The 25,827-nt window shown below is 54.3% G+C and carries 27 protein-coding genes and 1 tRNA gene; 17 read left to right on the forward strand and 11 right to left on the reverse strand.

Going from position 1 to position 25,827, the window contains the following annotated elements; all coding sequences use genetic code 11:
• Positions 1–4 precede the first annotated feature (4 nt).
• Entirely contained in the window at positions 5–979 is a 975-nt protein-coding gene (locus F8562_RS16785; RefSeq protein WP_094909486.1) for an Rpn family recombination-promoting nuclease/putative transposase, read from the forward strand.
• Positions 980–1,032: 53 nt separating this feature from the next.
• Here F8562_RS16785 and opgB read toward each other — a convergent pair whose 3' ends face one another.
• The 6 genes from opgB to F8562_RS16815 form a co-directional block, all read right to left on the reverse strand.
• On the reverse strand, positions 1,033–3,324 hold the full coding sequence (opgB, locus tag F8562_RS16790) for a phosphatidylglycerol--membrane-oligosaccharide glycerophosphotransferase (RefSeq protein ID WP_014227811.1): 2,292 nt from the start codon (positions 3,322–3,324) through the stop codon (positions 1,033–1,035).
• 257 nt (positions 3,325–3,581) lie between these two features.
• Complete coding sequence (locus F8562_RS16795; protein WP_151891926.1) at positions 3,582–4,076, reverse strand: DUF2501 domain-containing protein; 495 nt, start codon at positions 4,074–4,076, stop codon at positions 3,582–3,584.
• Between the two features lie 65 nt (positions 4,077–4,141).
• The gene (gene dnaC, locus F8562_RS16800; protein WP_014227813.1) at positions 4,142–4,879 is read right to left on the reverse strand and encodes a DNA replication protein DnaC; all 738 of its coding nucleotides are present in this window, start codon (positions 4,877–4,879) and stop codon (positions 4,142–4,144) included.
• 2 nt (positions 4,880–4,881) lie between these two features.
• Positions 4,882–5,421, reverse strand: coding sequence for a primosomal protein DnaT (gene dnaT / locus F8562_RS16805; RefSeq protein ID WP_009652817.1), 540 nt, complete (start codon positions 5,419–5,421; stop codon positions 4,882–4,884).
• A 108-nt stretch (positions 5,422–5,529) separates the two neighbouring features.
• On the reverse strand, positions 5,530–6,003 hold the full coding sequence (locus F8562_RS16810) for a threonine/serine exporter (RefSeq protein ID WP_004098364.1): 474 nt from the start codon (positions 6,001–6,003) through the stop codon (positions 5,530–5,532).
• On the reverse strand, positions 5,994–6,770 hold the full coding sequence (locus F8562_RS16815; RefSeq protein WP_014227815.1) for a threonine/serine ThrE exporter family protein: 777 nt from the start codon (positions 6,768–6,770) through the stop codon (positions 5,994–5,996). Before F8562_RS16815 ends, F8562_RS16810 begins: the two co-directional genes overlap by 10 nt.
• Positions 6,771–7,053: 283 nt before the next feature.
• Here F8562_RS16815 and pobA point away from each other — a divergent pair, with 283 nt between their 5' ends.
• From pobA to bglJ, 4 genes are all read left to right on the forward strand, one after another.
• Complete coding sequence (pobA, locus tag F8562_RS16820) at positions 7,054–8,238, forward strand: 4-hydroxybenzoate 3-monooxygenase (protein ID WP_014227816.1); 1,185 nt, start codon at positions 7,054–7,056, stop codon at positions 8,236–8,238.
• Positions 8,239–8,260: 22 nt separating this feature from the next.
• On the forward strand, positions 8,261–9,130 hold the full coding sequence (locus tag F8562_RS16825; RefSeq protein ID WP_089046414.1) for a helix-turn-helix domain-containing protein: 870 nt from the start codon (positions 8,261–8,263) through the stop codon (positions 9,128–9,130).
• 278 nt (positions 9,131–9,408) lie between these two features.
• Positions 9,409–10,131: a helix-turn-helix transcriptional regulator gene (locus F8562_RS16830; RefSeq protein WP_014227819.1), complete on the forward strand. Its 723-nt coding sequence runs from the start codon at positions 9,409–9,411 to the stop codon at positions 10,129–10,131.
• Positions 10,092–10,772, forward strand: coding sequence for a DNA-binding transcriptional activator BglJ (gene bglJ / locus F8562_RS16835; RefSeq protein ID WP_032692987.1), 681 nt, complete (start codon positions 10,092–10,094; stop codon positions 10,770–10,772). The genes F8562_RS16830 and bglJ overlap by 40 nt, the downstream gene beginning before the upstream one ends.
• Before the next feature lie 13 nt (positions 10,773–10,785).
• Here the strand turns inward: bglJ and F8562_RS16840 are convergent, their stop codons facing one another.
• A complete protein-coding gene (locus tag F8562_RS16840; RefSeq protein ID WP_014227821.1) occupies positions 10,786–11,244 on the reverse strand; it encodes a YbaK/EbsC family protein in 459 nt (152 codons plus the stop codon).
• A 340-nt stretch (positions 11,245–11,584) separates the two neighbouring features.
• Here F8562_RS16840 and F8562_RS16845 point away from each other — a divergent pair, with 340 nt between their 5' ends.
• Positions 11,585–12,928 (forward strand): PTS sugar transporter subunit IIC, encoded by a 1,344-nt coding sequence (locus F8562_RS16845; protein WP_014227822.1) that lies wholly within the window; start codon positions 11,585–11,587, stop codon positions 12,926–12,928.
• 46 nt (positions 12,929–12,974) lie between these two features.
• Here the strand turns inward: F8562_RS16845 and fhuF are convergent, their stop codons facing one another.
• Together fhuF and F8562_RS16855 are read right to left on the reverse strand one after the other, a co-directional pair.
• Entirely contained in the window at positions 12,975–13,763 is a 789-nt protein-coding gene (gene fhuF / locus F8562_RS16850; protein WP_014227823.1) for a siderophore-iron reductase FhuF, read from the reverse strand.
• A gap of 108 nt (positions 13,764–13,871) precedes the next feature.
• Positions 13,872–14,918, reverse strand: a complete 1,047-nt coding sequence (locus F8562_RS16855; RefSeq protein WP_014227824.1) for a GGDEF domain-containing protein — start codon at positions 14,916–14,918, stop codon at positions 13,872–13,874.
• Between the two features lie 264 nt (positions 14,919–15,182).
• On the opposite strand from F8562_RS16855, the gene F8562_RS16860 reads away from it, so the two are divergent.
• Positions 15,183–15,422 carry a DUF1435 domain-containing protein gene (locus F8562_RS16860; RefSeq protein WP_014227825.1) on the forward strand — a complete coding sequence of 80 codons (240 nt, stop codon included), beginning with the start codon at positions 15,183–15,185 and terminating at the stop codon, positions 15,420–15,422.
• A gap of 19 nt (positions 15,423–15,441) precedes the next feature.
• Here the strand turns inward: F8562_RS16860 and F8562_RS16865 are convergent.
• Together F8562_RS16865 and rsmC are read right to left on the reverse strand one after the other, a co-directional pair.
• Positions 15,442–15,528, reverse strand: a tRNA-Leu gene (locus F8562_RS16865).
• 168 nt (positions 15,529–15,696) lie between these two features.
• On the reverse strand, positions 15,697–16,725 hold the full coding sequence (gene rsmC, locus F8562_RS16870) for a 16S rRNA (guanine(1207)-N(2))-methyltransferase RsmC (RefSeq protein ID WP_014227826.1): 1,029 nt from the start codon (positions 16,723–16,725) through the stop codon (positions 15,697–15,699).
• Positions 16,726–16,883: 158 nt separating this feature from the next.
• On the opposite strand from rsmC, the gene F8562_RS16875 reads away from it, so the two are divergent.
• The 10 genes from F8562_RS16875 to deoC all read left to right on the forward strand — a co-directional run bounded on the left by F8562_RS16875 (position 16,884) and on the right by deoC (position 25,791).
• A complete protein-coding gene (locus F8562_RS16875) occupies positions 16,884–17,297 on the forward strand; it encodes a DNA polymerase III subunit psi (RefSeq protein ID WP_014837349.1) in 414 nt (137 codons plus the stop codon).
• Complete coding sequence (gene rimI, locus F8562_RS16880; protein ID WP_004098383.1) at positions 17,266–17,712, forward strand: ribosomal protein S18-alanine N-acetyltransferase; 447 nt, start codon at positions 17,266–17,268, stop codon at positions 17,710–17,712. Before F8562_RS16875 ends, rimI begins: the two co-directional genes overlap by 32 nt.
• Positions 17,713–17,726: 14 nt before the next feature.
• On the forward strand, positions 17,727–18,404 hold the full coding sequence (yjjG, locus tag F8562_RS16885) for a pyrimidine 5'-nucleotidase (protein ID WP_004098385.1): 678 nt from the start codon (positions 17,727–17,729) through the stop codon (positions 18,402–18,404).
• Positions 18,405–18,496: 92 nt separating this feature from the next.
• Positions 18,497–20,086 (forward strand): peptide chain release factor 3, encoded by a 1,590-nt coding sequence (prfC, locus tag F8562_RS16890; protein ID WP_004098388.1) that lies wholly within the window; start codon positions 18,497–18,499, stop codon positions 20,084–20,086.
• Between the two features lie 217 nt (positions 20,087–20,303).
• Entirely contained in the window at positions 20,304–20,915 is a 612-nt protein-coding gene (gene osmY, locus F8562_RS16895; RefSeq protein ID WP_014227828.1) for a molecular chaperone OsmY, read from the forward strand.
• Between the two features lie 124 nt (positions 20,916–21,039).
• On the forward strand, positions 21,040–21,201 hold the full coding sequence (locus F8562_RS16900) for a DUF1328 domain-containing protein (RefSeq protein ID WP_003856556.1): 162 nt from the start codon (positions 21,040–21,042) through the stop codon (positions 21,199–21,201).
• A 120-nt stretch (positions 21,202–21,321) separates the two neighbouring features.
• Entirely contained in the window at positions 21,322–22,395 is a 1,074-nt protein-coding gene (locus tag F8562_RS16905; protein ID WP_004128693.1) for a patatin family protein, read from the forward strand.
• The gene (locus F8562_RS16910) at positions 22,392–23,171 is read left to right on the forward strand and encodes a metal-dependent hydrolase (RefSeq protein WP_014227829.1); all 780 of its coding nucleotides are present in this window, start codon (positions 22,392–22,394) and stop codon (positions 23,169–23,171) included. Before F8562_RS16905 ends, F8562_RS16910 begins: the two co-directional genes overlap by 4 nt.
• Before the next feature lie 146 nt (positions 23,172–23,317).
• On the forward strand, positions 23,318–24,595 hold the full coding sequence (locus F8562_RS16915; RefSeq protein ID WP_014837350.1) for a NupC/NupG family nucleoside CNT transporter: 1,278 nt from the start codon (positions 23,318–23,320) through the stop codon (positions 24,593–24,595).
• A 416-nt stretch (positions 24,596–25,011) separates the two neighbouring features.
• The gene (deoC, locus tag F8562_RS16920) at positions 25,012–25,791 is read left to right on the forward strand and encodes a deoxyribose-phosphate aldolase (protein WP_014837351.1); all 780 of its coding nucleotides are present in this window, start codon (positions 25,012–25,014) and stop codon (positions 25,789–25,791) included.
• Positions 25,792–25,827: the final 36 nt, after the last annotated feature.

The following is a 25,827-nucleotide window of genomic DNA, read 5'->3' on the forward strand; positions in this document are numbered from 1 at the left end:
GGCCATGAAAAAACGGATGACCTCGACGCCGCATGATGCGGTTTTTAAGCGATTTCTTCGCCACCCGGAGACGGCGAATGATTTTCTCACGCTGCACCTGCCGGAAGCGATCCGCCAGCGGTGTGATTTTTCTACCCTACGGCTGGAGCCGGCGAACTTTATTGATGAAGATCTGCGCGCCTGGTACTCGGACGTACTGTGGTCGGTACAAACCCCCTGCGGCCTGGGATATGTGTATGTGGTGATAGAGCACCAGAGTTCGCCGGATAACCATATGGCTTTTCGCCTGATGCGCTATGCCATTGCCGCGATGCAGCGGCACCTCGACGCCGGGCACAAAACGCTGCCGCTGGTGGTACCGATGCTTTTTTATCACGGCGCGACCAGTCCTTATCCCTTTTCCCTGAACTGGCTGGATGAATTTGCCGACCCGCAGATGGCGAGGACGCTGTACGCCTGCCCGTTTCCGCTGGTTGACGTAACGGTGATGCCGGATGATGAAATCGTTCAGCACCGGCGGGTCGCTCTGCTGGAGCTGATGCAAAAGCATATTCGTCAGCGCGATCTCAGCGGGATTACGGAGTCGTTGGCGACCCTTGTGATGCTGGGATACACTAACCGCAGGCAGTTAAGAGTGCTGTTTCATTATATGCTGCAGTACGGCAATAGCGCCGATCCGAGCGTGTTTCTCCGCCGATTGGCCCGCCGTCTGCCACACTATGAGGAGAGGTTGATGTCTATCGCTCAAAAGCTCAAGCAGGAAGGTCGGCAAGAGGGAAGGCAGGAAGGGATACAGGAAGGCCGACAGGAAGGGATACAGGAAGGCCGACAAGAAGGGCGCCTGGAAGGCCTGCAGGAAGGGAGCCGGCGGGAAGCGCTGCGCATTGCCGGCAGTATGCTGCAGAACGGTTTAGATACCGAGACGGTACAGCGGATTACCGGACTGTCGGCGGATGAGCTAAAGCCGCTGCATAGCTAATTTCCACCCACCGTCACCACGGCCCGGCGCAAAAAGCCGCCGGGCACGATGGCTTATCCTTCGCTTTTCACCACTTTGATTTCAACCATGCCGATGCCCAGCTGACGCGGAGAGTGGCCGAGAATATTGCCCTCGTTCGTGGACTGCGGGTCCGGCGGCGCAATCGTCAACGTACTGCTGCGCGACGGATTATCGAAATGCAGGGTGGTGGTGGTGACATCATTGGCCAGCGTTAGCGTTTGTTCGCTGTTGCCCACCCGTACCGGAATCGGCTTATTGGCATTCGGCCCGTAGGCTTTGGCGGTAATCACCAGATCGAATTTCTCCGGCAGCGGCTCTTTATATTCAATTTTCACTTCACTGCCGAGCTGGGCATTAGACCAGCGCCCCCAGGTTTCCGGTCGGGAGATGCCGCTGAACTGCTTCACCTCTTCCGGCGCGCCGGCGACGTTAAACAGGAAGCTGTCGGCTTTATAGCGAATATCGTTATCGACGATCTTCAGCGTATCGACGTTGCCTTTATAACGCTCCATATCGATAAGGGTATCTTTGAACGCGGTTTTACCTTGCCACTGGGCTTTGTCGACGCGCTGGACTTTCTGTTCGCCCCCCAGCTGGCCCTGCGAGACGCACCAGTCGGTGGAGAGCGCCACTTCCGGCGACCACAGCTGACCCATCTTGTAGCAGCGGTCGACCCAGACGAAGTTATCGCGCGGCGCGAAATCGGCCAGCTGGAAGCGCAGCGGCGCGGAGTATTCGCTTTCCGGCAGCGGCTCAACGCGCTTATCGGAGATACGCAGCAGCAGAGGCAGGCGGAAATGGCTGCCGGAGAAGGAGATCATATTCTTCTGTGAATCCACGGTGAAATTCTTCATCTCTTTGGGGAAATTCCACAGGCGTATGATATCCGGCTTCCACGCCAGCACCTTCTCTTTCATATTGAGGAACACGGCGGAGAGCGACTCGCCGGAAAGGCTGCTGCGGCCAAGGCCAATAAAGTTATCGCCGCCGAGGATATCGAGCACCGTCGCGCCGTTATCCATGGTATTACGCTTGATGGCCAGCGTATCCTGCCGGGGCTCATCGCCGCGCAGAACGAAAAACAGGTTGCTGCGATCCTGCTTATTCAGATAGTCCCAGGCGCTGTTTTTCATTGCCAGGTGATCGGATGACACCACGATGACCGTATTTTTGAACCACGGCGAAGCTTTAATCTTCTCGATTAACGCCGCGATATGCTCCTGACTACAGGAGACGGCGCTGAACGAAAGATTCTTTTTACCGTCCATATCGTAGCTTTTACGCTGGCAGGTGCGGGAGATAAAACCATCCGGATGATGGGTGTCGACCGTCAGCGCAAACAGCGAAAAGCGTTTTCCGGACTGCGAAAGCGCTTCGAATTTTTTCCAGGTTTCATCAAGAACCGTATCATCGTAGAACCCCCAGTCGTTACGATAGGCCGGATCGGCGACCGTGGTTTTTAGCTCTTCCGCGCCGTACAGATGATCGAAGCCGTGAGATTTCAGGAAAACGTCTTTTCCGGCGAAGCGCAGATTAGCGCCCTGCACAAAGTAGTTCTCATAACCCGAGTTTTTCAGGATATCTCCAAGGCAGATATTCTGCGGGAAAAAGCTGGAAACCGAGGCCGAGGCGTTGCCTTCAAACGGCGCAAACAGCGGGATCCCGCACTGGGAGGCGACCATTCCGGCAATCGTGTAGTCGGTACCGGGGAGCTGGGCGGTGTTGCTGAAGTCCAGCCCCTCGCTTTTCAGTTTGCCGAGCTCTGGGGTCAGGTTCGGGAACGCATCGTTATCAAAATAAGTGCGCTCAAGGCTTTCGCCGTAAATGTACACCAGGTTCAGTTTCGGGTTGGCGATGCTTTTTGACGGCTCTTTGTAGTAAGCCACAAAGTCAGGATCGCCATCGCGGGACTGGGATTTAACCAACTCGCTAATCTGGCGGAAGGCGGGGCTGGCATCCACTGACGCCAGCGCCAGAACCAGCGCCACCAGGCTGTAACCAAAGTGATGAGGATGATGCCGGCGACGGCGGAGCACCCAGCCGAGTGCGCCAAATACCGCGACCAGCGCGACGACCAGCCCCACGCCCGGCAGAATATATTTGCCCACGCCGGCGCCCGTCAGGCTGTTGGTCAACGTATAAAGTACCGCGTCATTGATACCGTCGCCGGTGAAGTAATTGCTGGCGTAGAGGGTAATATTCAGAACAACGAACAGGCCCAGCACCGTGAGGGTGGCGGCGAACCACCAGGTATTACGACCGGCTTTTAATGCGTAAATCATCACCGAAGCAAGAAACAGGGCGATGGATAACAACTCTGACACAGCTCATCCTCATTCACGCCAGCTGTCGGCTGGCCAGATAGATCTTTTTTCACGCTACACTGTAATTGCAGCGCAATATTGCCGCAATTGTATCGTCATGAATTTGTGCTGTGGTTCAGAATTGGTTTAGAAATCGCCGTTTTTGAACTGCCTCACATCCAGTCAGCCAGGGGATTTGGGGGAAAGATGTTAAAAAACAGACGTTGCCGCCGCGCAGGCCAGGGTAACGCGCCAAACGCGGCATTAAGAGGATAAAATCAGGAGAGGAAGCTCACGCCCTGTTTTAAGACCAGATCGCAGGCTTTGGTTTTCACTTTTTCCGCCAGCGGGCTGCTGCCAAGGGTGTTCAGATTCAGCTGCTGGCCGTCTTTACTGGTCAGCAAGCCCTGAAGGCCCTCAAGATAGCTGGTGTCCTCTTTTTGTTTTTCCGGCGTGCTGAGACCCAGCTTATCCAGAACCTGATTTTTAACGTTTTCGGTATTGGTAACCGAAGCCAGCTTCTGTTTCGCGCAGTAAGACATAATCCCGGCGGCATTATTCATGCTGCTGGAAGTCAACGACTGGCTGCCGCCGTTGAGCAAACCGGTCAGCGAAGAGAGGGACATACCGCCGCTTTGCTGGCTTCCGCTCTGACTGCTGAGCTGGTTAGCGGCGCTGGAGAGCGAATCCTGCCAGGAGGTGGCGTGCGCGGCAAAGGTCAATAAAGCGCCGGCCACCATTGCCGTGCGGAACAACGTTTTTGCAGATTTCATAGACGTACTCTTCGCCGTGACTGAATAATCCCCTGATTATAACGCCGGCGGGGTTCAGAAATATCTTAATACTCTTTTCCGGTTACGCGATCGCGGTAGCTGTCCCAGTTGAAGTTAACCCACAGGCTATTGCCCAGCCGCATCCGGTCCATCACGCGCTCGCCGAGCAGCTTGTTCATCTCGTCCATGGTGCTGTTGGTTAACATACCGGTAGGGCGCTTTGACGAAGAGCGGCGATCGACGATCTGGTTAATAATCACTTTTTCGTAGCGTGATTCCGTTTGCATGCCGATTTCGTCAATCACCAGCAGGTCCACCTTGCTCAGGTCGGTGAGCAGCTGCTCTTCGCTGGTTTCCCGGTTGCCAAAGGTATCTTTCATCGCTGACATGATATCGGCGACGGTGATAATCAACACCGACTTACCCCGAAGCAGCAGTTCGTTGCAGATAGCGGCGGCGAGGTGGTTTTTTCCGGTACCCGGTTTGCCGGAGAAGATAAAGCTGGCGATATTGCCGTCGAACTCCTCGACGTACTGGCGCGCCCGGGACAGCGCAATCATCTGGCCTTCACACTCCACCCGGTAGTTATCCAGCGAGCAGTTTTGATGCAGCGGGCGGATGCCGGAGCGGTTAAAGGTTCGCTGCATTTTCATGGCCCGGTTTTCGCGTTCCAGCGCCTCAGAACGCAGCTTGCCCTGTTCTTTTTGCCATGCCAGCAGCTCCTCACCTGTCTTAAACGCGGGTTCGACATGGGCTGGCATCATCTTTTGCAGGCGCTTCATTAAATCGCCGACATTTTTCATGCTCATCCTCGGAATCCTCGTGGAATGTGATTATCAGGTTCGCTAATCGCGTTGACGTCCCGGCGCGGCTGGCCGCCGTTGCTGGCCCGGCCAATCTGTACGCTGCGCGCCAGCTTCTGCTGCCACTGGACATGATGAAAGACTTTACCTTCCGCCTGCCAGTAAGCGACAAATGCCGCCAGCTCTTCCGGCGTCACGGGCTGGCTCAGGGCGATGCCCCACAGCGCGGCCAGGCGCTGAAAATCCGCATCCGGCTGCCAGTCGGCGTACATCGGAAATTTCCCCATCGGAACCGCAACGGGGGTCGCCGTCGGCTCGTCAAAAAACTGCGCGTCCAGCGCAATATCGCTGTTAGGACGCGCGAGTTTTGCTTCCAGCTCCAGCAGCTGCGCCAGACGCTCCGGCGTCAGCGCATAGAATGCGGGGGCGTTGTTGGCAAATACGGCGACGGCGCCGCTGGCCGATTTTGCCAGTACCGCTGCGTGATCCTGCATGAAGTCATCCAGACCGCTAAAATCGGTAGTTAATATTCGTGAAGACATAAATCAATCTCAACTCTGAACAACTAAAAAGAGAGGGGTAGCTGCACACATAGTAGCATAGAGGTCGCTCAGGAAGGAGCGCCGCGGGCGACCCGGCGGCGCGATTAGCTAGACGCGCGGACGCTTGCGATACAGCCAAAGCCCGGGGATAGACAAGCCAATGGATAATGCGCCAACGATCGATGAAGCCTTAAGAAAGTTGCTCAGCAGCATAATCATCATCTCTTCCGAGTAGCCGAAATGGCTGATTTTCACCGCTGAAATCATCGCGGTATAGGCGGAGATACCGGGGAACATCGGGATCACCGCCGCTACGGTAAAAATCTTCGGGTGCGCCAGATACCAGCGGGACCACTGGATACCGATGCTGCCAACCAGCAGTGCCGCCATAAACGTCGCCCACTCAATATTAAAACCCGCCGTCATCATGACCATGCGCGAGCCGTGGCCGATAGCGCCCAGCAGCGCGCACCAGCGCAGCGCCCGCTGCGGGACGTTGAACACCATGGCGAACCCGACGGCGGGAATGGCTGCCAGCATCATATCCAGCGCCAGTTCGTAGAGATAGAAAATTATGCCCATCCGCGTAGCCCCCACATCGTCATCGCCATCACCACGCCGATACAGGTGGCGAGCGTCAGTAGGCTGGCAATGGCCCAGCGCGCCAGACCGGTGTTGATATGCCCCTTAAACATGTCGGCAACGGCGTTGATCAGCGGAAAACCGGGTACCAGCAGCAGCACGCTGGCGGCCATCGCGATCGTCGGCGTGCTGGTGAAAGCCGGCAGGCGCAGCATCAGCCCGGAGATAGTCGTTGCGACGAAGGCGGTGAGGCAAAAGTTGATTTGCGGATGCATTGAACGATGGGTGAGTACCTGGCGAATATACATGGCTACCGTACTGGCGCAGAAGGTGACCAGCGCACCGTCCCAGCCGCCGTTGTTAAGTTTGCAAAAGCAGGCGCAGGAGAGGCCGACCATGAAAACCAGCAGCCAGCGCGGATAGCGCAGCGGCTTGATTTGCGCGAATCGCTTTTCGACATCCTTATAATCCAGCAGCTTATGCTCTGCCATAATCACAATATGTTGAACCTCCGTGACGACGTGCATGTTGATGCCGCGATCGGTGTTTTTTCGCGTTGAGGTCAGACACTCCCCGTCCTTAATAGTGGTGAGAACAATCGCATTCGAAGAGATGGCGCTTTCCACGCTATCCATCCCTAAGGCCAGACCCAGACGGGTTGAGAGCTCCTCAACCAGCGCGCTTTCCGCGCCGTGTTGTAATAAGAAAAGACCACATTGAATACACAATCGCGTGATAGCGCGCTGAGTTGCCCGATCTGCTTGCATAAATACCTGCTGTCCGTGATGCCCGTTGCCGTAGTGTCTGGCGATACTTTTACCTGAAGTCTTGTTTTAGCTGAGCGGTCAGGATCAAACAATGTGTAAAAAACCACCCGCTCTACGGGAACCCTGAAATTTGAACTCTGCCACACTTCCGCAAGATTGGTGAAAAGTCCAATTTTTGCACCCGTTTCTCCCTTCTTTTTCCCATCAGAGTTATCAAAAATGCAAATTCAAACTTTTAATAAACAAAAAACAAACAAATAATTAACCGTGCTGAGGCGATGCGATGAAAACACAGGTGGCGATTATCGGAGCGGGTCCGTCGGGACTCCTGCTGGGGCAGTTATTACATCACGCCGGGATTCAGACCGTCATCCTTGAGCGACAGACGCCTGAGTATGTGCTGGGGAGGATCCGCGCGGGAATTCTGGAAAGCGGAACGGTAGAACTGCTGCGCGAAGCCGGGGCGGGGCGGCGAATGGATGCGGAAGGGCTGGTCCATCACGGCGTCGAATTCTTGTTTGAGGGCAAGCGCGTACCGGTTCCGCTGACGGAACTGACGGCAGGCAAAAGCGTGATGGTGTATGGCCAGACCGAAGTGACGCGGGATTTGATGGCGGCGCGGGAGGCATGCGGGGCAGCGACGATTTATGGCGTCAGCGATGTCACCATTAATGAGGCAAAAAGCGATCGACCGTCGGTCTCTTTTATCAACAATGGCGAAAACTGCCGCCTTGAGTGCGACTTTATCGCCGGCTGCGACGGCTTTCACGGCGTGTCCCGCCAGAGCATCCCGGCAGGGGTGCTGAAAGAGTACGAGAGCGTCTGGCCGTTTGGCTGGCTCGGGCTGCTGGCCGATACGCCACCGGTGAACCCGGAGCTGATTTACGCCCACCACGAGCGGGGGTTTGTACTCTGTAGTCAGCGCTCACTAACTCGAAGCCGCTATTATCTGCAGGTACCGCTTAGCGAAAAGGTGGAGGAGTGGTCTGATGAACGTTTCTGGACTGAACTCAAGCGGCGTCTCCCTGATGAGCTGACCAATAAGTTAGTAATCGGTCACTCTCTTGAGAAGAGTATCGCGCCGCTGCGCAGCTATGTAGTGGAGCCGATGCAGTACGGGAGGCTATTTCTGCTGGGGGATGCGGCGCATATCGTACCGCCTACCGGGGCGAAGGGGCTGAATCTCGCGGCGTCCGATGTGAACTATCTTTGGCGGATCCTGCGTGAGTATTATCACCATGGCCGTATTGACCTCTTAGCCAGCTACTCGCGTTTGGCGCTGGATAGAGTGTGGAAAGGTGAGCGATTCAGCTGGTTTATGACGCGTCTGCTGCATGATTTTCCGCAACAAAGCGAGTTCGACAGAAAAATGCAGGCGGCGGATCGTCGCTACTATCTTGAATCACGCGCCGGGTTAACCACTATCGCTGAAAACTATGTGGGTCTGCCGATGGAACGCGTGGCGTAATAGAAAAGGCTCTGGAGTCGTGATGCAGGCAGCGAGTACCATTCCCGTTTTCAAACTGTATGGCGAAGATCAGGGCTGGCCAACGCCCGATCTTCTGCACTGTGAGTCTATACTCCAGCGCAGCCATCTTTATGAATGGCATATCCGCGTGCATCAGCACGCAGAGCTGGTGCAGCTACTGTATCTGCATAAAGGGCGGGCGGAGATTGAAATCGAAGGCGCGACGACCGTGATGACGGAGTCCTGTATTCAGGTGGTTCCGGCGCTATGTATTCATGGATTTCGCTTTTCGCCGGGTACGGAGGGCTACGTTTTGTCGCTGGCGCTGCCGCTGCTCGGAAGCCTTGAAAATCAGTTTGGCAGTCAGCTGGATGTGCTCGGCCACCCGCGTTGCGTGCCGGTGAAGAGCTCCCGGGGCCATATCCGGGCGCTGTTTACCGCTTTGCAAGAGGAGTACCGCGAAGATTACGATGCGCGCGAAATGATGCTTCATTCACTGCTGGGAGCGCTGTTGGTCTGGCTGAATCGGCAATATCAACCGCAGCTCATAACGGAGGACAAAGCGGAACGTAAGCGGAGCGTCATGCGTCATTTCTCGCGCCTTATCGAAAGCCACTATCGTGAACATATGCCATTAGCCGGGTATGCCAGGGAGGTGGGGGTGTCTGCGACTCATTTGAATTATTTGTGTCATGAATTTTATGGCTGCAGCGCACTGGGGGTTTTACATCAAAGGTTGATGCTTGAGGCGCGTCGCAACCTGCAGTACACCAGCATGACTATCGCTCAACTTTCTGATTACTTAGGGTTTACTGATGCGGCCTATTTTTCTCGCTTCTTTCGCCGCTGTAGCGGTGAATCACCAAAAGTATTTAGGAAAAAAATAAAATAAATAAATCTTTATTTAATATATCTTAAGTTAGCGTATCTAACGACGATGTTAACCATTTCTAATTTATTGATGACAACTACCTGTGTTAATGTTAATCATTGGTATGGATAACAGCAATATGTTACTCCTCATTATTAAGTTGGCTTTAGGGTGCGATATCGCGCACCCGCCAGGGATGATAAAGATTCATTTGGGCAAAATAATTACGATGACTATTAAATTATGCATCCAATTGTTTTTCCGCCGGCGGTGAGTCTTCGACAGGAAGCGGAGGGTTTATGTTACCAGGACAAGGTAAGTTCGGCATTATTATCAGCAGAATACCGGTTATGCAGTCCGGCTTAAAAGCCATCGTTGGGGAGCATCTCCCTGATTATGAATTGAGTTTTTGTCGTTCTCAGGATGAGCTAACCCTGCTGCAGCTGCGTCGTGCAGTGTTAGTCATTGCTGACTTGTCCGGTGAAATAGAGCATCCAAGAAATATTTGCGAACATTACTACTCTTTAATGACTCAATACAGGGATATACACTGGGTCTTTATGGTAGGCAACGCCTGTTTTCCGTTAGCTGTTCAATTATTAATGCGTCCTGAAAGTACATTAATTTCGGACAGCGAGCCGGTAAAACGTCTCATTGAGGTTGTGCGCGCGGGTGGACTTGCCGCTGAACGAATTAGCCAGACGTTGTTCTCTCCTGAGGTAGAACGCATCGATGAAGAACCGCAAAAGCTGGTTATTCTGACTCTTTCTGAGCGTAAAGTGTTGAGACTTCTTGCAAAAGGATGGGGAATTAATCAAATTGCTGCTTTATTGAAGAAGAGCAATAAAACCATAAGTGCGCAGAAAAATAGTGCTATGCGCCGCTTATCTTTGCGTAGTAATGCAGAGATGTATGCCTGGATTAATAGTGCACAGGGAATGAAGGAGCTGAATATTTATTCAGCCTATGGAGATCAAACAGAATGGAAAAAGACCTCACAACAAGATATGTCGCTATCGTAGAGAAATGTGCGATGACAGAAGTGGCGCTTCGCCACATATTAATTAATGAAAGTGGTAAGAATTATCGTATTCAGTTCTTTAAAGATACGATGGCGTTAAAACGGGAGTTTCAGGCGAGAGATTTTTCTGCGATTATTTTTTCACTTTCAGGTAACCGCAGATCCCGACTTGAAAGCTTGCTCTTTCTTCATGAGATCGCGCGTTATTGTCCCGACACGCAAAGAATTATCTTAGCTAATGATGAAGCGGAAATGCGTTTGGTCAGCCATCTGACGCCTTCTCGCTTACACGGTATTTTGAATAAATCGGCCTGTCGGCTACAGCTGCAGGAGTGCTTGCTTCAGCTTCTCGAGCGTAGCTATCCGGCGAATGAGAGCTCGTTAAGCCAAAAGCAGAGTATCTATAGCCAACTTTTGAGCCCAACGGAACATACCATCCTGCGATATATGTCTTATGGCTACTCGTTGCCGGAAATAGCGACGCAGCTGGAACGCAATATCAAAACGATTCGGGCCCATAAGTTTAACGCCATGACCAAGCTCGGCGTGAGTTCTGATATGGGACTACTGAGCGCGGCAGACATTCTTATGCGCCTGTCGGCGAATAATGATGATGCCACGGTGATGCGCCTTGCTCAGTAGCCTCAGCGGTCTGTTAAAGACACACGTCAATCCACTTAGCATCAGTCAGCTGCGCCAACCGTTCAGGTGAAATACGAACGGCGCTATATATTGAACCTGCTGCTGGCAGCACTTCCGGGTACTGCCTCAGTGAGATATCGCAGTACACAGCCAGCGGAACTTCCAGGCCAAATGGGCAGACGCCGCCAATGGGGTGTCCCGTCAGCGTAATGACCTCATCGCTGCTTAGCATACGGGCTTTGGCGCCAAAGGCTTCCTTTAGCTTTTTATTATCCAGGCGTGCATCGCCTTTCGCGACAACGAGAACAACCCTTTCTTTTATTTTTAAAGACAGGGTTTTGGCGATTTGCCCGGGTTCAACGTTATGCGCCGCTGCGGCTAACGCTACCGTGGCCGTGCTCTGAGTAAGTTCGATGATTTCGATATCGGGGGCGTGGTCAGTAAAAAACTGCCGCACGGACTGCAGACTCATTGGAATCTCCTGATTAAGGCTTGTTAAAAATCTGTCACAAGCTTCGCAAAGTGTAAATATCCATGGTAGAGAATCAAGATTCTTTTTAATTTCTGGATCTCCTTCACATTCACCGCAACCGGTTACTGTAACCGGTTGCGGTTATTCACGGAGACAGGAATACTGACAAGGTAACTTCCCTGCGTCACCTATAACAAAGAGCCGAAGATGAATCGAACCTGGTTGAGCAGTCGGGCCAGCAGGCTACCCGATTGGGTAACCCTCTCGCCGAAGCGGGTTCATCATAACGGCAAGATAATCGTTGTTGGGCCTGTTCATCTAGCCTGTCAGGAGGGCTGCTATGTCTGCTAACCATGCTGCATTTAATCTGATATTTCGCTTCGTAGAAAATTACATCAGCCCTGTCGCCGGACGCATCTCGTCTCAGCGCCACGTTATGGCAATCCGCGACGGTTTTATCTCCGCCATGCCGTTTATGATTGTCGGCTCTTTTCTGCTGGTATTTGCGTATCCGCCGTTTTCACCGGATACCACATGGGGATTTGCCCGCGCCTGGCTGGATCTGGCAAAAGAGTTTGAAGGGCGAATTCTGACGCCGTTCGATATGACGATGGGCATTATGTCGATCTATATTTGTGCCGCGATCGCCTATAACCTCGGCAAGCATTACGAAAAAACCAATCAGCTCGACCCCTTTATGTGCGCCATGCTGTCGATTATGGCCTTCCTGCTGGTGGCGGCGCCAAAAACGAACGGCAGCCTGCCGGTAGATAGCCTGGGAGGAACGGGCATATTTACGGCGATTCTGGTGGCGGTCTACTGCGTTGAAATGATGCGCTTCCTGAAGGCGCATAATATCGGTATTCGCCTGCCGGATCAGGTGCCGCCGATGATCAAAAACTCGTTTGATCTGTTGATCCCGGTACTGGTTGTCGTCCTGACGCTCTATCCCCTGAGCCTGCTTATTCAGCATCATTTTGATATGCTGATCCCTCAGGCGATTATGGCTATCTTTAAGCCGCTGGTTTCCGCAGCGGACTCCTTACCCGCAATTTTGTTGGCGGTTCTGGTGGGCCACCTGCTGTGGTTTGCGGGGATCCACGGTGCGGCCATTGTTTCCGGCATGCTGCAAATGTTCTGGCTCACTAACCTCGGCATGAACCAGCAGGCCCTGGCTCAGGGGGCTCCGCTGCCGCATATCTTTATGGAAGCGTTCTGGACATTCTTTATTGTGATTGGCGGTTCAGGGGCGACGATGGGGCTGGTATTCTGCTATCTGCGCAGCCGCTCCGCGCATCTGCGTTCGATTGGCCGTCTGAGCGTGGTGCCAAGCCTGTTTAACATCAACGAGCCGGTTATTTTTGGCACCCCTATCGTGATGAACCCGGTATTCTTTATTCCCTTCCTGCTGGCGCCGATGGTTAACGCCGTACTGGCCTGGGCGGCAATGAAGCTGGATCTTATCGGCCGGGTGATTTCGGTTGTACCGTGGACTGCTCCGGCGCCGATTGGCGGCGCGTGGGCGCTGGGGTGGGATTTCCGGGCGGCGATTCTGGTGGTCGTCCTGGCCTGCGTTTCGGCGATTATCTACTTCCCATTCTTCAAGGTGTACGAGAAACAGCTGCTCGCGCAGGAGGCCGAAGAGGCGCAGCGCATGGCGGAAGAGAGTCAGCAAACGGCATAAAAACAAACGGGCGGCTGAATAGCCGCCCGTTTGTTTTCACCATCGATTATTTCAGCGTACAGTCCCCGCACTGCTGTACGTCCGGCAGGCGATAGCGCTGGCAGCAGGTGCGGCGCACGAGCTGCCCTTCACGTAAAACCACCGTACGCCACAGCGGGTTATCCTCACCGCCTGATAGCTGTTTGTTGAAGAAGAAGAGCTGACGCAGCGCGGCCACTTTTTCATCTCCGACCAGGGTTCTCATTTCCCCGAGATACCAGTTAATCAAATAACCCGTATTGCTCCAGATAAGTTTGCCATTGATATCGCCAGTGGCTTCAAGCGCCTGCACCACGGGTTGCAAAGCGGTGGTGACCAGCTTTTCCATCCGGGACTGCGCGGATTCTGCCGGGGAAGTACCTGCTGAATGGATATCAATCCAGAAACAGGCGGCACGGCCTGTTTCATGAAACTCGACGCGAAAATGCTCCGGCGCCAGGCTAACGGCGCGTTCTTCACTCAACAGCGCCAGCATTAAAGGGGGCACCAATAAACCGATGTACCATTGTGCCCAGAGGGATAGCAGCGGTTTTTGCTCACGGGCTTGCCCGGGCTGGTTGCGATAAATATGGTCAGAATACGTCGCGATTAACGAACTCAGCGTCGCGGGCTGCGACCACTCAGCCAGGGTGAGGGCATGATGAGGGGCTTCTTCATTCAGACGGATAAAATCCAGCAAATGCGGACGTAACGCGGTAATTTTGTCCCGTATTGCGTTCGCCAGTTCACGCTCAGCCGAAGGGAGCGGAGCCCGCCAGATGATCTCATTGTTGAATGCGAGTGAACGGTAAGCCATCGGGTGCCAGATACAAATCTAAATGATAATGATTTCTGATACTAATGCCGCGGCACCGGCTTGGCAAGAGATTTGTCCGCGCGGCGACGCCTGCCGCGCGGTAAAGGCCTAGCTGGTGAGAATAATGTTACGTCCCATATTTTTGGCTTCGTAGAGCGCGTTGTCCGCCCGTTTCAGCGCGCTGTCGATATCCGCATCCATCAGCGGCGTCATGCCGATACTGATGGTCACGTTGGTCGCGACGCTTTCATTAAACATATGCGGGATTTTCAGATCGTAGACCCGCTGGCGGATGCGCTCTGCGGCCTGAAGAGCGTTTTCCGCACTGCTGCTGGTCAACAGTACCATAAACTCCTCGCCGCCAAAGCGGGCAACGATGTCACGCGAGCGCACGGCGTTACGAATGGCGGCGGAGACCTGAATCAAAGCCTGGTCGCCCATCATATGCCCGTAGTGGTCGTTGTAGGCTTTGAAATGATCAATGTCCAGCAGCAGAACGTAATGCCCGGCGCCGTCGAGAGAAAGAATGGTGTCCAGCCGGTTTTGTAAGCCCCGGCGATTATACAAACCGGTAAGCGGATCCAACATACTGAGATCGTTAAGGGTATTGCGTTCCTTCAGCAGCTTATCCATGAGCCCCTGCGTGAATACATCGCTGCGTTTCTGAATAAGGCTTTGCAGGGTGATACCGGCAATAGGCAACAGAAAGCACCAGGACATGCGCAGCCATTGTTCTCCTCCGCCAAGAATCAGGCAGATAAGGTATGTGGGTAAAGAGTGCAAAGTAAAGCCAATGATATTGCTGGAAAAAGCAATGGTGCCAATAAATAACACGCTTAATAAGGCGATCACCAGGTAGTTAAAATGCGGCGGCCCCATCACCATTGCTTTTAGCGCAACGTGCCACGCCCAAAGCAGGCCAAATAGCAGAGAAATAACCGGAATATTTATTTTGTGCTGAGAGAATTTACAGTGCCATAGCAGCAGGACCGTGCTGCAGGCAACTATCAGAAAACAGGGTAATGTAAAAGTGATGACGGTAAAGAGCGGGCTGACAAGGGATAAGACGGATGAAACTAAATTAAGCAGTAAAAATAGCCGTAAGGAATACTGATATTTCTGTTCGTAATGGGAGCGCCAGGATTGTGCAGTCATGTCGGAGTTGTCATTATTAATCGTTAAAATTCAATGTGATGTTAGTTTGAAGTGAATAATAAAAAACAGTGCGCAAAATAAGGTTTTTACGAAATAATCAGATAATTTAATATATTATTTTTTTGCCGCTTAATTTATCACCTTCATGAATGTATGTCATTACCACAAACGTAAAGAATAAGGACGCGCTATTTTCCTGGGATGACAAATGATAAAAATTATCATATGATATTGGTTATCATTATCGTTGTAAGAGGCGAAAACATGTTGCAGCGAACTTTAGGGAGTGGGTGGGGCGTGTTGATCCCTGGCGTACTGATTGCCGTCCTCGGGTTTGCCGATTTGTCGGTAGATGCCTGGCGCGGATTGGTGACGCTGGGAATGCTCATGTCAGCGGTGATGATTTGGCACCGTCAGCTAAGGCACTTTGTTCTGCTGCCATCATGCGTGGCGCTGGTCAGTGGGATGATGCTGGTAATAATGAATTTGAAGCTGATGGGATAAAACGGAAGGGTAAGAATATTGGTGCGAGGGGGGGGACTTGAACCCCCACGTCCGTAAGGACACTAACACCTGAAGCTAGCGCGTCTACCAATTCCGCCACCTTCGCATACCATCGACACTATGAAAGTATCGTTACCACGGAGGCGCATTCTAGTGGTTTTCAGCTATTCGTCAATAGTTAATTGTATCAGTTGGATTGATTGTTGCAAAAATGGACGGTCAGAGAGGAAAAACATCGGCGACCAGCGTCTGCTGGCGCCGAAAAAACGCGGGATTATTTCTTCGCCTGACGGGTCATCACCGTCCGGTAGACCTTAAAGCGGCCCGTTTGGGCAATCACTTCATGGAAGCCGAAGATCTCATCCAGCACGTTCGGATAGGGCAGGAAGGCGTTAGCGACGATGCGCAGCTCGCCGCCGCTGTTCAAATGACGAACGGCGCCGCGAATCAGCGTTTGCGCGGCCTCCAGGCTGGTCTGTAGACCATCGTGGAAAGGCGGGTTGGAGATAATCATGTCGAAGCGGCCGTTCACTTCAGAGAACACGTTGCTGGCGAACACTTCCCCTTCGATGCCGTTAGCGGCCAGTGTGGCGCGACTGGCTTCAACTGCCGGGGCGCTGACGTCGCACAACGAGAGGCGGACTTTAGGCGAGTGGCTGGCCAGCACGGTTGCCAGCACGCCAGCGCCGCAGCCGACATCAAGCACTTTACCTTTGGTATGCGGCGTCAGCGTGGAAAGCAGCAGCTGGCTACCGACATCCAGGCCATCGCGGCTGAAGACGCCCGGCAGCGTTTTAATCGTCAGATTATCCAGCGAATACTCGCCCCAGTACTGTTCTGCATTGAACGCGGGCTGTTTTTCCAGGCGACCGTGATACAGCCCACAGCGGCGCGCGCTGTCGACTTTGCTCAGCGGCGCATATTCCGCCAGCATCTGCTCGGCGCTGCGTACGCCGCTGCGGTTCTCGCCAACCACGAAAATATCAATACCGGTCGGCAGCAGCGAAAGCAGGTTCATCAGCTGAAACTGCGCTTCCGGTTTGTTCTTTGGCCAGTAGTAAATCAGCGTATCGCAATCGGCGACATCGCCGGCCTCTGCGACCAGGCTATAGCGGGCATTTTCGCCCATCTGGCGGCTCAGTACCTGCCAGTGGTGGAACTGCTGGGTATGGGCGCGGCTGGCGGCCGTGTCCAGACGTGCGGGCAGGTCATCCTGCAGGTCACCGGCAAACAGAACGCGGGCGGACTCGAAATCATCACTGTGGCGCAGCAAGACTTCACTTGCCGGGGTAAAAGCGGACATGAAACACTCCTTCATTAAGACTGGCGCCGATTATACACGTTATCTTTCGGCCTGCCTCTTTGTTGGCGGCGGGATGCGCTCCGACCGCCGCGTAGTTTGTTGGCGCAGATACGACGGATTTGCTATATTGCGCGCTTAATTAACAGGAGTGTTTCGCTATGACATCCCGACGAGACTGGCAATTACAGCAGCTGGGCATCACCCAGTGGTCGCTACGTCGTCCTGGGGCGTTACAGGGTGAAATCGCTATCTCGCTTCCTGGACACATTCGTCTGGTGATGGTGGCGGAAGAACCGCCATCGCTGACCGAACCGCTTATCAGCGATATTCTGCGCGCGCTGGCCCTGATGCCGGAGCAGGTGATGCAGCTGACGCCTGAACGCGTTGCGATGCTGCCTCAGGACGCACGCTGTAATAGCTGGCGGCTGGGCACCGACGCGCCGCTGCTGCTGGCGGGCGCACAGCTTTCCACGCCCGCTTTCGATGAACTTCAGACCAGCACGCCTGCTCGCATGGCGCTCTGGCAACAGATTTGCGCACATGAACACGATTTCTACCCTCAACCCGGCTGATTTGCCCCGCGCCTGGCAAATTGAAACGCGCGCCCACGCTTTTCCGTGGAGCGAACAGACGTTTGCCAGTAATCAGGGCGAGCGCTATCTGAATCTTCAACTGTCCGTGGACGGCGTGATGGCGGCCTTTGCCATTACGCAAATCGTGCTCGACGAAGCGACGCTGTTCAATATTGCCGTCGACCCCGCTTTTCAGCGTCGCGGTCTGGGCAGGGCGCTGCTGGAACGGGTGATTGATGAAGTTGAAAAACGCGGCGTCGTCACGCTGTGGCTGGAGGTGCGCGCGTCTAACGTCGCCGCCATCGCGCTCTATGAAAGCTTAGGCTTTAACGAGGCGACGATTCGCCGCAACTATTACCCCACGGTCGACGGACGTGAGGACGCCATCATAATGGCACTGCCAATCAGTATGTAAGACAAGGTGATACGATGAAGTGGGACTGGATTTTCTTTGATGCCGACGAAACGTTATTTACGTTTGACTCATTTAGCGGCCTACAGCGGATGTTTCTCGACTATAGCGTGACGTTCTCCGCAGAGGATTTTCAGGACTACCAGGCCGTGAATAAGCCGCTATGGGTGGATTATCAAAACGGCGCCATTACCTCTCTTCAGCTGCAGCATCAGCGCTTTGACGGTTGGGCGGAACGCCTGAACGTCCCTCCCGGCGAGCTGAACGCCGCGTTTATGAACGCGATGGCGGAGATCTGCTCGCCGCTGCCGGGAGCGGTATCGCTGCTTGATTCGCTGCAGGGGAAGGTAAAAATGGGCATCATCACCAACGGTTTTACCTCACTGCAGCAGACGCGTCTTGAACGTACCGGACTGCGCGATCACTTTGATTTGCTCATTATTTCCGAAGAGGTTGGGGTGGCTAAGCCGGATGCGCGTATTTTCGACTATGCGCTGGCGCAGGCGGGCAATCCCGATCGTTCGCGGGTGCTGATGGTTGGCGATACGGCGGAATCGGATATTCGCGGCGGCGTGAATGCCGGGCTGGCGACCTGCTGGTTCAACCCCCATCAGCGCGAACTGCCCGCGGACCTCCGCGCGGACTGGACGGTCACCTCTTTAAGCGAACTGGAGCAACTCCTGTGTAAACACTGATTGCCTCCCCCCCATTGATGGGTAAAATAGCCGCAATTTTTTCGTATTCAACATGCGCGGCGCGTTGCCGCGTTTACTAAGAAGATTGAATTATGACGTTGTCTCCTTATTTGCAGGAGGTGGCCAAGCGCCGCACTTTTGCCATTATTTCTCACCCGGATGCCGGTAAAACGACCATTACTGAAAAGGTACTGTTATTCGGACAGGCTATTCAGACCGCCGGAACGGTGAAAGGTCGCGGCTCCAGCCAGCATGCGAAATCTGACTGGATGGAGATGGAGAAGCAGCGCGGTATCTCCATCACCACGTCCGTGATGCAGTTCCCGTATCACGACTGCCTGGTTAACCTGCTGGATACCCCGGGCCACGAAGACTTCTCCGAGGATACCTACCGTACCCTGACGGCGGTGGACTGCTGCCTGATGGTTATCGATGCCGCGAAAGGCGTCGAGGATCGTACCCGTAAGCTGATGGAAGTCACCCGTCTGCGCGATACGCCGATCCTGACGTTCATGAACAAACTCGACCGCGACATCCGCGATCCGATGGAGCTGCTGGATGAAGTGGAAAACGAGCTGAAAATCGGCTGCGCGCCGATCACCTGGCCGATTGGCTGCGGCAAACTGTTCAAGGGCGTTTACCATCTTTATAAAGATGAAACCTACCTGTATCAGACCGGTAAAGGCCACACCATCCAGGAAGTGCGCATCGTGAAGGGGCTGGATAACCCGGAGCTTGATGCCGCGGTGGGTGAAGACCTGGCGCAGCAGCTGCGCGATGAGCTGGAGCTGGTGCAGGGCGCGTCTAACGAATTCGATAAAGAGCTGTTCCTGGCGGGCGAAATTACGCCGGTATTCTTCGGCACCGCGCTGGGTAACTTTGGCGTCGATCATATGCTGGACGGTTTAGTGGAGTGGGCGCCCGCGCCGATGCCGCGCAAAACCGACACCCGCACCGTGGAGGCCGCGGAGGAGAAGTTCACCGGCTTCGTCTTTAAAATTCAGGCCAACATGGACCCGAAACACCGCGACCGCGTGGCCTTTATGCGCGTGGTTTCCGGTAAGTACGAGAAGGGTATGAAGATGCGCCAGGTGCGTATCGGCAAGGACGTGGTGATCTCCGACGCGCTGACCTTTATGGCCGGCGACCGTTCGCATGTGGAAGAGGCGTATCCGGGCGATATCCTGGGTCTGCATAACCACGGCACCATTCAGATTGGCGATACCTTCACCCAGGGTGAAATGATGAAGTTCACCGGTATCCCGAACTTCGCCCCGGAACTGTTCCGCCGCATTCGCCTGAAAGATCCGCTCAAGCAGAAACAGCTGCTGAAAGGGCTGGTTCAGCTCTCTGAAGAGGGGGCGGTGCAGGTGTTCCGTCCGATCGCCAATAACGATCTGATCGTTGGCGCGGTGGGTGTGCTGCAGTTTGATGTGGTTGTGGCTCGCCTGAAGAGCGAATACAACGTTGAGGCGATTTACGAGTCCGTCAACGTCGCGACCGCACGCTGGGTGGAATGCAGCGACGCGAAGAAATTCGAAGAGTTTAAGCGTAAGAACGAAATTCAGCTGGCGCTGGATGGCGGCGATAACCTGACTTATATCGCCCCGACCATGGTTAACCTGAACCTGACGCAGGAACGTTACCCTGACGTCCAGTTCCGTAAAACCCGCGAGCACTAATCCTCTCCGGAGCGCGGTTTTCGCCGCGCTCCACGCCATTTTCCCCTCAGATTGCCCTTTCTGGAAAGTTCTTAATTCTTACCGTTTTGCGCGCTTTTTTACCCGTTCATGCCGCACTCTTCCGCGTATCTACTACATTTAATAAGTAATTTTTGGAATCCTGGCTTAATAGACTACTTATTTTGCTTTACCTGCTTAGATATAACGAGGAACAACGATGACAAAACTTAAGAGCGGCAAGACACTCCTGGCCCTCTTCCTGGGCTCAGCAATAATCAGCGCTTCGGCGTATGCGGAAAACTCGACCGCAGATAGCGCAAAATCTGCAGCAAGCAATGCCGGGCAAGCCGTCGATAATTCGATGAACAAAGTCGGGAATTTTATGGACGACAGCACCATCACCGCCAGGGTGAAAGCGGCGCTGATCGATCATAAAGATATTCGCAGCACCGATATCTCTGTGAAAACTGAAAACAAAGTCGTCACGTTAAGCGGTACGGTTGACAGTTCAGAGCAGCATAAGCAGGCGCTTAGCGTAGCGAAAGCGGTTGAAGGCGTGACCTCCGTTAACGACAAGCTTAGCGTACAGAACGAAAAATCTGCTTCGCTGAAGGGCTACGCCGGCGACACGGCGGTGACCAGCGAGATCAAAGCGAAATTACTGGCTGACGATATCGTTCCGTCGCGTAACGTGAAGGTGGAGACCACCGATGGCGTTGTACATTTATCCGGTACGGTAGAGTCCAGTAAGCAGTCGGAGCGGGCGGAAGGTATTGCGAAAGCCGTTTCCGGCGTCAAAAGCGTGAAGAATGACCTTAGCGTCAAATAAATCTATTCACTAAAAAAATTTATTCTGCGGTCTTTCCGCAGGATGTGTAGCACCACAGGGTTGTGTATGCGCGGCCTGAGTGCGCAGAAAATCGACCGTCATTAACTATGGTAAGGAGAGACGTATGTTTAGATGGGGCATTATTTTTCTGGTGATCGCGTTAATTGCCGCCGCTCTGGGCTTTGGTGGCCTGGCGGGTACCGCTGCCTGGGCTGCGAAAATTGTCTTCGTTGTCGGTATTATCCTGTTCCTGGTCAGCCTGTTCACCGGCCGTCGGCGTCCCTAGACGTTAACGCGTGAAATACCGTCTTACATAAAGCCAGTCAATGTGACTGGCTTTCTCAGTTTCAGGGCGTTAAAAATTGCGTTACCTTTGTTTTTATAATAAGCCAGACAGGAAAGCAGGGTGGGGCAGCGAATTCCCGTTACGTTGGGCAACATTACGCCGTTATCTGTTAAACCCTTCCAGCCGGGCAGGCTCGCACTGGTGTGCGAAGGCGGGGGGCAGAGAGGGATTTTTACCGCCGGGGTACTGGACGAATTTATGCGCGCGGGATTCAACCCGTTCGACATGATGTTCGGTACCTCTGCCGGGGCGCAAAATCTCTCGGCCTATCTGTGCAACCAGCCCGGCTATGCCCGCAAAGTGATCACCCGCTACACCACCGCCCGCGAGTTTTTCGACCCGATGCGTTTTGTGCGCGGCGGGAATCTTATCGATCTTGACTGGCTGGTCGACACCACCTCGAAAAAGATGCCGCTGGCGATGGCCTATGCTGAAGATTGTTTTGCTCAGGGAAAAGAGTTCTGGATGTGCGCCTGTCGCGGCGATGATTACACGCCAAACTACTTTTCCCCCACTCAGCAGACCTGGCTTGACCTGATTCGCGCCTCCAGCGCCATTCCCGGTTTTTACCGCAGCGGCGTGCTGCTGGATGGCGTGAGCTATCTTGACGGCGGCGTCAGCGATGCGATCCCCGTACAGGAAGCGGCCCGTCGAGGGGCGCAAACCATCGTGGTGATCCGCACCGTTCCGTCCCAGATGTACTACACGCCGCAGTGGTTTAAACGGATGGAGCGCTGGCTTGGCGAAAGTAGTCTGCAGCCGTTTGTGAATCTGGTGCAGCATCACGAAACCACCTATCGCTCCACGCAAGAGTTCATTGAAAAACCGCCGGGTAAGCTGAGAATTCTGGAAATTTATCCGCAGAAACCGTTGAAGAGTATGGCGTTAGGCAGCCGTCTTCCGGCGTTGCTGGAGGACTACAAGACCGGACGCCAGTGCGGGCGCTACTTTCTCGCTACCGTCGGTAAACTGCTGGCCGACAGACCGCCGCTGCTGCGCCATGCGCCGCGTATTGCGGTACCGAAAACGGTCGTTATTCCGCCAGCGCCGGTGGCCAATGAGATCCCTCAGGCGCCGGTCATCGCGGCGGTGCAGGCCAATGATGCCAGCTTTGAAAATGAGGACCTGGCGTGACCCTACGATTTATTGATACCCACTGCCATTTCGATTTTCCCCCTTTCACCGGCGACGAAAGCGCCAGCATTGCCCGGGCGGCGGAGGCTGGCGTGACGCAGATCGTGGTACCTGCGACAGAAGCGGTTAACTTCGCCCGCGTGTTAGCGCTGGCGGAGAAATATGATGCGCTCTACGCCGCCTTAGGCCTCCACCCGATAGCGATTGAACGGCATAGCGCAGAGAGTCTTGAACGGCTTGAAGCCTGCCTGGCGAAACGCGACGCTAAGCTGGTCGCGGTTGGGGAGATCGGTCTCGATCTCTATCGGGAAGATCCGCAGTTTGCGCGTCAGGTTTCTGTATTTGAGGCGCAGATGCGGCTGGCGAAACGCTACGATTTGCCGGCGATCCTCCATTCCAGACGCACTCACGACAAGCTGGCGATGCTGCTGAAAAAGCACGCTTTACCGCGAACCGGCGTAGTGCACGGTTTTGCCGGTAGCCTTCAGCAGGCGGAGCGGTTTGTGCAGCTGGGCTACAAGATTGGCGTTGGCGGTACCATTACCTATCCGCGCGCCAGTAAGACCCGCGGTGTGATCGCGCAGCTGCCGCTTTCGGCGCTGCTGCTGGAGACCGATGCGCCGGATATGCCGTTGAACGGTTTCCAGGGGCAGCCGAACAGGCCGGAACGGGCGGCTCGCGTCTTCTCCACCTTATGTGAGCTACGCTCTGAGCCCGCGGAAGAGATAGCGAATACCCTGATTGATAATACAAATGCGCTTTTTGCGCTTCCGTAGCGCTTTGCTGAGTGACCTGTGTCTCATTCCTGCCTTTTTATCTCATTGTTTTGCTTAAAATGTGTGAGCTGAAATGAGCATGATGGTTTCATGCCGTTATAATCGCGGGGTTTTAAGGCTGAACTCTCAATACACAGGGACTCTGTATGCAAATTATCATGGGACTTATCGGCATGGTGGTGCTGTTAGCCATCGCTGTGCTCCTCTCCAGTAATCGAAAAGCCATCAACCTGCGTACCGTCCTCGGCGCCTGGATTATCCAGGTGGGGATCGGCGCGTTAATTCTCTACGTGCCGGCCGGGCGCACCGCGCTGCTGGCCATGTCGAACGGCGTTGCCAACGTGATTGCTTACGGCAATGAAGGGATCGGTTTTATCTTTGGCGGGCTGGTTTCCGACAAGATGTTTGAAGTCTTCGGCGGCGGCGGGTTTGTTTTTGCCCTGCGCGTCCTGCCGGTCATCGTCTTCTTCTCGTCGCTGATCGCCGTGCTTTATTACCTCGGCATCATGCAGTTTGTTATCCGCATTCTCGGCGGGGCGCTGCGGGCGGTACTGAAAACCTCGCGCACGGAATCGCTCTCTGCCACGGCGAACATCTTCGTTGGCCAGACCGAAGCGCCGCTGGTGGTGCGTCCATATATCGCCACTATGACCCGTTCCGAGCTCTTCGCGGTGATGTGCGGGGGCCTGGCCTCGGTCGCGGGCTCCGTTCTGGCCGGTTACGCGCAGATGGGCGTACCGCTGGAATACCTGATTGCCGCTTCGTTTATGGCGGCGCCGGGCGGCCTGCTGTTCGCGAAGATTATCGTGCCCGAAACCGAGCAGCCCCGGGACAACCCGGCGATGGACAAAAACGACGCCGATCCGCAGGCGCCGGCGAACGTGCTGGATGCCGCCGCGTCCGGCGCGGCTTCCGGGATGCAGCTGGCGCTTAACGTCGGGGCGATGCTGCTGGCGTTTATCGCGCTGATTGCCCTGGTTAACGGTATTCTCTCCGGCGTGGGCGGCTGGTTTAACCATCCGGATCTGTCGCTGCAAATGATCCTCGGCTGGGTCTTCTCGCCGCTGGCGTGGGTGATTGGCGTTCCGTGGAATGAGGCCACCGTTGCCGGCTCGTTTATCGGCCAGAAGCTGATTATCAACGAGTTTGTGGCCTACATGAATTTCGGTGAATACCTGAAAGCCGACGCCGAGGTCGCAGCCGCCGGTTTGCAGGTGATTTCAACCCACACCAAGGCCATCATCTCGTTTGCCCTGTGCGGTTTTGCCAATCTGTCATCCATTGCGATTCTGATTGGCGGACTGGGCGGCATGGCGCCTAATCGCCGCCAGGAAATTGCCCAGCTGGGCATGCGGGCCGTGGCGGCGGGGACGCTGTCTAATCTGATGAGCGCCACGATAGCGGGCGTCTTCCTCGCGCTATAGCGCCGTCGTTAATCACGACCCTACCCCGCGGCACCGCCGCCGCGGGGAACTCTCCTCTGCGTGTTAAAATCCTATCATTTAATAATTATCTCTTTATCAATAACTCATGATGCATCTGGCATTTTTTCGCACAAAATGTCCGCGCTGATATCGAGGTTTACCGCACGGGTATGTTACAATAATAACATTTCCTCGATGCTGAGATTCCTGATTATGCTTAAAGAGAGTCTGGCCTTCGGGGAGCATGCACAGGGATTTATTATGTGATTCATATCACTCTACAGTAATGCAAATTAGTAATTAGTTTTCATTAACTGTGATGTATATCGAAGTGTAACGGCGAGGGGATGTTACAATAGTAACAGACTCGCAAGGTGAACCAACTTTAATACGGCAATACGCCGTCGGAGTATGAAATGACTGATTTAACGGCAAGCAGCCTGCGCGCGTTGAAACTGATGGACCTGACCACCCTGAACGATGACGACACCAATGAAAAAGTGATCGCGCTGTGCCACCAGGCCAAAACGCCGGTAGGGAATACTGCCGCAGTATGCATCTACCCGCGCTTTATCCCGATCGCGCGTAAAACGCTGAACGAGCAGGGTACCCCGGATATCCGGATCGCGACGGTGACCAATTTCCCGCACGGTAACGATGATATTGCTATTGCGCTGGCGGAAACCCGCGCGGCGATAGCTTACGGCGCAGACGAAGTTGACGTCGTATTCCCTTACCGCGCGCTGATTGCCGGCAACGAACAGGTGGGTTTTGACCTGGTGAAAGCCTGTAAAGAAGCCTGCGCGGCGGCAAACGTGCTGCTGAAAGTGATTATCGAAACCGGTGAGCTGAAAGAAGAAGCGCTGATTCGTAAAGCATCTGAAATCGCCATCAAAGCCGGTGCCGATTTTATCAAAACGTCTACCGGTAAAGTTCCGGTCAATGCGACCCCGGAAAGCGCGCGCATCATGCTGGAAGTCATCCGCGATATGGGCGTTCAGCAGAGCGTCGGCTTCAAACCGGCGGGCGGCGTGCGTAGCGCAGAAGACGCGCAAAAGTTCCTCGCTATTGCCGATGAACTGTTCGGTGCCGACTGGGCCGACTCTCGTCACTACCGCTTTGGCGCTTCCAGCCTGCTGGCAAGCCTGCTGAAAGCGCTGGGTCACGGCGATGGTAAGAGCGCCAGCAGCTACTAATACGTAATTTGCCTGACCTCAAGGCCGGATGCTGTC

Origin of the sequence: Klebsiella sp. RCJ4 (assembly GCF_009025755.1) — a bacterium.
Lineage (GTDB): Bacteria > Pseudomonadota > Gammaproteobacteria > Enterobacterales > Enterobacteriaceae > Klebsiella > Klebsiella michiganensis.